The sequence below is a fragment of the Robiginitalea sp. genome, from assembly GCF_049588695.1.
GTDB lineage: Bacteria > Bacteroidota > Bacteroidia > Flavobacteriales > Flavobacteriaceae > Robiginitalea.
The window spans coordinates 1-4,584 of sequence record NZ_JBAVZJ010000119.1 but is presented as its reverse complement, the minus strand read 5'-3'; the positions used below and the strand labels follow the sequence as shown (position 1 = coordinate 4,584).

General features: G+C 50.7%; 2 protein-coding genes and 1 pseudogene. All 3 read right to left on the bottom strand.

Annotation, left to right across the window (positions count from 1 at the left end):
- Positions 1 to 482 (bottom strand): annotated as a pseudogene (locus WBV75_RS02735) (AraC family transcriptional regulator); the annotation flags it as partial.
- A 36-nt stretch (positions 483 to 518) separates the two neighbouring features.
- A complete protein-coding gene (locus WBV75_RS02730; protein ID WP_424119125.1) occupies positions 519 to 1,892 on the bottom strand; it encodes a vanadium-dependent haloperoxidase in 1,374 nt (457 codons plus the stop codon).
- The coding region (locus WBV75_RS02725) for a VCBS repeat-containing protein (protein ID WP_424119124.1) at positions 1,889 to 4,584 on the bottom strand (2,696 nt) is incomplete at its 5' end. The genes WBV75_RS02725 and WBV75_RS02730, both read right to left, overlap by 4 nt.

Genomic DNA, 4,584 nt, shown 5'->3' with positions numbered 1-4,584 from the left:
GTTTTAAGGTCCACATAGGCGTAAAACGTGCTGGGCATTTCGGCCTCTCCCTCGATATGTACTTTAAAGAGATCGATATGATCCCTTAGGTCATTGACGAAATCAGAGACGTGTTTGATGCCCGAGCGCTCTACTTCGGATTCCGTGAAGGGAACAAGGAGTTTGTTTTTCCAGCTGTGATCCCGGTCTTTGATGCGTACGGTTACTTTAGAGGAATTCTCGGTCAGCGGGGTAATCTCCCAATCGTAAATATGGACAGAATCCCCGGCCTGCACGTGTTGCTCGAGGTGGTAGAGGTCTTCCTGTAACACCGGGCTCCCCGGGACCCCTGCGGTTTTGTTCCAAAGCTTTATGGACTGGTTGATCGTACCCGGAAAAGTGTTGGCCTCAAAGCGGATGACATAATCATAGGGATATATGATGAAATACCCCACAAAAGTGATGAGCAGGACGATCAGAATACCAAAAACAGTTTTTTTCATGAATGGTCTTTAAAAACAGTATTGTTCTGAAATCAATTAATCTTTATCCGTCGGGGAATGGGTGGCAACCTCTTTTTTATCTTCGGTCATCTGCAGGTGGTTTACGACAAAATTCCCCAGGTCACGCCCCTGTTTAACACCCACTTCCACGGCTTTGCGATAGTGTATACCCCCGTACATCCGGCTGATGGCTGCTTCATCCGCAGCAGCCCGAAAGGAAGGAAAACTGCGAACCGGCAGGCCGTATTTCAGCTCCGTGTCATCGTCAAAAGCAAAAGAGGACCCGAAGATATCTGTAAGGGCTATGGAAGCAGCCCCGGATACCACGCTGTGTCCGCTGGTATATTCAGGAAAAGGCGGGGTCTGCAATACCGGTTTCCAGCTGTCGTCTATGTATTCGTTGATCAGGGTTTCGGGACGGATTAGGTTGCTGCGGTATTTCTCATCCCAACAGCTGATAAAAGCATCGGCCATCGCAATAGCTGTCTTCGTATAAGCATACGTAGTCTTTTCGAAATCACTTTCGGTATCCCGGCACGCTATTTTGGTAATCCCCATCCAATGGGCACCGGGGCTGATTTTCTTGGTAGCGAACATCAGGTGCCCCCGGGTTACGGATACGTAGGGATTGCAATCCCAGAACTGGGCTATGGCCACCTCTTCTGATTCATCCCCTTTCTCGGTGATTTCATTGCTGATATCGTATACCTCCCGTACTTCCTTGTAAAAGGCGGAACCTTCCTCCATAGTGAATGGCGGAGGGGGTGTGGGCTTGAACTGGGCTGCAGAATCAATAACAAAGGGCCTGATTTTGCTCCAGTGCGGCTCAATACCTTCCATGTAAGAGGGCGGGGTAGGTTGCCAGCGTGAAGGATCGTCAGTATCTACCGTAAATTTAGACATGGTCCGCGTCTGGTCGTAATTGTCTTCCTTCATCCAGGCCGTAATAAATTCAGCGACCTCCAGGCCGTAGGTTCGTGCGGCTTCAAATTCCCTGGGATTGCGTTTTTCCCAAACGGTGTACAGACTGTCCCTGAAAGCAGTAATCTTATCCTCGGAGAAAATTAACCTTCTTCCCATATCCATATGGGCGATAAGGGCAGCCAATTTGTAATTCACAGGAGAATCGGCCTTTGGTTCGGGAATTGAGGTTAGGCCGGATATCTGTCCCTGGAGGGATCGGTATGAATCCGAATGCAGGGCCATGATTTCATAGGCCGCAATACTCGGGTAGGCATATACGCGACTCGCCACAGGAGGGCTGAAAATATCGTGCACCATTACATCGGTTAGTTTATCCGTCGAGGCATGAAGCTCTTCAGCTGTGATTTCGATGGGCTCTGAAGGGGAGCTACAGCCTAACAAAAGGGCTATCAATGCTAAGCGTGAAACAAAACGTAGATTCATCATTTTAAGTTGTTTTTCATTAATTGGTACACTTCTGCGGCGTCCGCATTGTAGACCGCTAACAGAAAAGGTTCATCGTTCAGCTTGATGACCGACAGGTGCCGGATGGATTTATTTGTGAAATCCAGGCCAATCCGGTTACCCGGGAGAATCTCGGATTCCCCCAGGATGAGGGCCCCGGGAAAGGCATCCAACCTGCCCTGATAGGGCTTGACACCAAAGTAATTACCTGCAGCCAGCACTTCCGTTTTGCCATCTCCTGTAAAATCGTAGGGCAAAAATGTCAGCACAGGGGCGACCTGCAGGGTATTGGGAAACGGATAATATTTAAAACGCCCTTCTTCATTTTTAAGATACCCGGACCTTAACTCGGTTGCTTCATACAACCGGGCCGCTTGCAGGGCTTCGGGCCCAAAGATATCTTCTATCGGTTTGCCCGCAAAGCTCTTGTAGTTCGGATATTTTTTCCGCAAACTAACCATTTGTGCCCCCAGGTCATCCAGGCCCACCAAAGTATAATACGAATCTTTTTTAGCTGTCGCCACAACGGTCTCCGTGCTCCCGTTGGAATCAAAATCCGAAAAATACATTTTCAGGGGGGCCGCGGCAGAGGCCACAAACTTAGAATTGGTTCCCCAGTTCCCCAGCAGGTAATCGGTATCTCCATCCCCGTCGATGTCGTGGGGACTTATACATTGCCAGAGCCCTGAGGGACCTTCAAAGGCAATCTCTTTCAAACCTTCCGTTGTGTTTTTGAAAAAACGGGGAGACATCCACTCCCCGACAACGATAAGGTCTTCGCGTCCATCTGCGTCGAAGTCGCTCCAAACCGCGTCCGTGATCATCCCAAGGGATTCCCCATTAAAACTGTCCACAGGCCTGAAGCTTCCTTCCGTGTTTTCCAACAGATGGCTCGCGGGTATTTCCCCAAAGCGTCCGGTCAGGCTCTGTGCTCCCAGAAAAAGGTCCAGGTCTCCGTCCCCGTCGTAATCAAAGGGTCGGATCACAGAGGTGTTGGCGTAGTATTCGGGAAAGAGTACTTGTTGTAAACCGGATGCGGAATTCCGGTAAAAGCGATCGAGCAGGGGAGGGGCTTCCCCAAAATAATCACCACCCCCCGAGCCCAGAAGCAGATCGTTGCGGCCATCCGCGTCGAGGTCGGCAATAGTTGCGACTACATCTTCCTGTAGACTGTCCAGGGCCATTTCCTTGGACGACTGGCGTGAAAAGCTGCTATCTGAAGCAAAAAAAACGGCCGGGGCGATACGCTTGGACCCCCCGAAAAACAAATCTTCCTTCCCATCGCCATTCAGGTCGCCGCTCGCAAAAGCAGGCCCTCGATCGGCGAGGCTGTAGGGCAGGAGTTTTTCCCGGTTAAAGTCAGTATAAATGTCTTCCCGGTGGACAAAATCGATGCCCAGGGGGGAAGCCATCTTTTTAAAGAGTGGAAGTGCCCCCGGATTTAATGAGGCATAGTCGAACGCACGAGTGTCCTTCACGGATATTTCCAGGAGTTCGCCCGTTGGCAGGCCCTTTTCGACCTGGTAGCGGCCATCAGGCCATATAATCCTTACGGAATCCACCTGCCTCAGTTTCCCGGTTCCAAAATGCACCAGGGGTTCTGAAGAGGATTGAAAGCCGCGGACCGGAAATAACTCCCGCATTTGTACCCCTTCCCCGAAGTACGCGTATATTTTGGCACCCACTCCAAAGGGGTTTTGCCCGGTGTATTTTAGTTTCAGGGTCAGGGAGGTATTGTCCTTTCCGGTGTTGACCAGAATACTGGCCGGTTGGTTCAGGTTGTTGATCACCAGGTCCAGGTCGCCGTCCCGATCGAGATCTCCCCAGGCTGTAGCCCCGGAGAGCAAGGTATCCTGCCGGATCCAGGCCTCAGACCGATCCTTGAACTCCAGGTTTTCAGAACCTTGAAAAACGAAATTCCGGGTGTTCCCTGAAGGCATCATGTCGAGCGCCTTCTGGTCGACTAACTTGGTGTTGCTGATGGTACTGCTGATCTGTTCATTGGACACAAACTTCACAAAATCCAGGTCGTTCGGCCTTTTGGGAATTCCATTGGATACGAACAGATCCTGGAAACCGTCCTGTTCAAAATCGGCAAACAACGCACTCCAGCTCCAGTCCGTTGCGGCTACCCCGCTCAACAGGGCCGTTTCCATAAAGCTGCCGTCCGGTTGATTGATATAGAGCATATTAAGGGTAAACTGGTAGTAATACCCGTAGGCGCCAATGCGCATACGCTGGGTTTGAATATTGTCATCCCCCTCTGAAGATTTCAGGGGAACCTCGTCTTGGGGCAACATATCGAGGGAAATCAGGTCCGGCCGGCCATCGTTATTGACATCTGCTGCGTCGCTACCCATAGAGAAGCGGCTGGTATGCCCGAAATAAGAGCGGAGGCTTTCGGTAAACGTTCCATCTGTATTATTCACGTAATAGTAATCGTCTTCGTGAAAGTCATTTCCGATATACAGGTCCGGGTAGCCGTCCAGGTTAAAGTCAGAAACTGCCACACCCAGGCCATAGCCGTTAATACCGCCAAAAATCCCAGCTTCGGCGCTTACGTCCGTAAAGGTATCCCCATCGTTTCTGAGGAGTTTATCTCCGGTATCGTAATCGCGCTCGTAACGGAGGGAAGCTTTCCCATAGGAATCCTGCGTATGTACGGCGTGGTTCA

Coding starts and splice junctions, on each gene's coding strand:
- WBV75_RS02730 (WP_424119125.1), bottom strand. CDS start 1,892: ATGATGAATCTACGTTTTGTTTCACGCTTAGCATTGATAGCCCTTTTG.